This window comes from Sphingobium sp. SA916, from assembly GCF_002894065.1.
In the GTDB taxonomy this organism is placed as follows: Bacteria; Pseudomonadota; Alphaproteobacteria; order Sphingomonadales; family Sphingomonadaceae; genus Sphingobium; species Sphingobium fuliginis.
This window is the reverse complement of record NZ_LXYF01000012.1, coordinates 1-1,275: the sequence shown is the minus strand read 5'-3', so window position 1 is coordinate 1,275 and position 1,275 is coordinate 1. Positions and strand designations below refer to the sequence as shown.

Below are 1,275 nucleotides of genomic sequence, written 5' to 3'. Positions count from 1 at the left end.
CGCGGCGGCAGCCATTGGCGAGGAAGCCGTAATGACGGATGCGATGGAAACCGTCAGGCAGGCTGTGGAGCAGGAAGCGGCGGATAAACTCGTCGGCGGCCAAGGTCATATGCTTTTGGGCATTGTCATGGCGATAGTCGCGCCATCGGAAGGTGACGGTGGCATCGATCATGCTGACGAGGCGGCTATTGGCGATAGCGACGCGATGGGTGTAGCGGCCCAGATAGGCGAGAACATGCGCCGGTGAAGCGAAGGGCGGCTTGGCGTAGACTACCCAGGAGGTCTTGCGCAGCGGCCTGAGCGCGTCGGTAAAGGCGCGGCTGTCGGTGAAATCTTCCAGGGCACCGAAGAACTGCAAACGCCTGGCCGCGTGCGCGGCCTGGAGTCGCGCCAGGAACAGACGGCGGAACAGGCGCGAGAGCACCGGGATCGGCAGGAAGAAGCGTGGCCGACAGGCGATCCAGCGTTGGCCGTCGGTCGACAACGCACCGCCCGGGACGAGGCAGTGGATGTGCGGATGATGCGTGAGCGTCTGCCCCCAGCTGTGAAGAATGGCGATGAAGCCGAGCTCGCCGCCGAGATGCTTGGGATCGGCGCCAATGGTCTTGAGCGTCGCGGCGACGGCGTCGAACAGAATGCCGTAAACCTCGGCCTTGTTCTGGTAGGCAATCGCAGCAATCTCTGCCGGCACCGTGAATACGAGGTGGAAATAGGGCACCGGCAGGAGATCGGCTTCCCGCGCGGCCAGCCATCGTTCGCGCGCGATCCCCTGACACTTTGGGCAGTGGCGATTCCGGCAGCTGTTGTACGAGACCCGGCTGTGGCCGCAGTTGTCACAGGTCTCGACATGGCCGCCCAGCGCTGGGGTTCGGCACAGCTCGATCGCCGCCATGACGCGGCGCTCGACGCGACCAAGATGCCCGTCATGGGCGACGCGGTAAGCAGGGCCGTGGCGGCGGAATATATCCGCCACCTCCAACGCCGGACGCATGGCGACGCCCTCAGCTGGGCGGCACCACATCCAGACTGAGACGGTCGAGCGGGCTTTGCGTTTTGGCGATCATGGTCGTTGCGACATGGGTGTAGCGCGCCGTCGTCGACAGCTGGCTGTGCCCGAGCAAAACCTGAATGATCCGGATATCGACCCCGCTCTCGAGCAGATGCGTGGCGAAACTGTGCCTCAGCGTGTGGACGCTGACCCGCTTGGTCAATCCTGCCGCCTTGGTGGCTGACCGGCAGGCGGCGTGAAGACAGGTCGTGGTGATCGGCGTATCG

General features: G+C 64.5%; 2 protein-coding genes. Both read right to left on the bottom strand.

What is annotated here, in order from left to right; genetic code table 11:
- Nucleotides 1-991, bottom strand: a 991-nt coding sequence (locus A8G00_RS03350; protein ID WP_102999997.1) for an IS91 family transposase, incomplete at its 3' end; no start/stop codon positions are given.
- Nucleotides 992-1,001: 10 nt separating this feature from the next.
- A partial coding sequence (locus A8G00_RS03345) for a tyrosine-type recombinase/integrase (protein WP_172451741.1) occupies nucleotides 1,002-1,275 on the bottom strand: 274 nt, incomplete at its 5' end.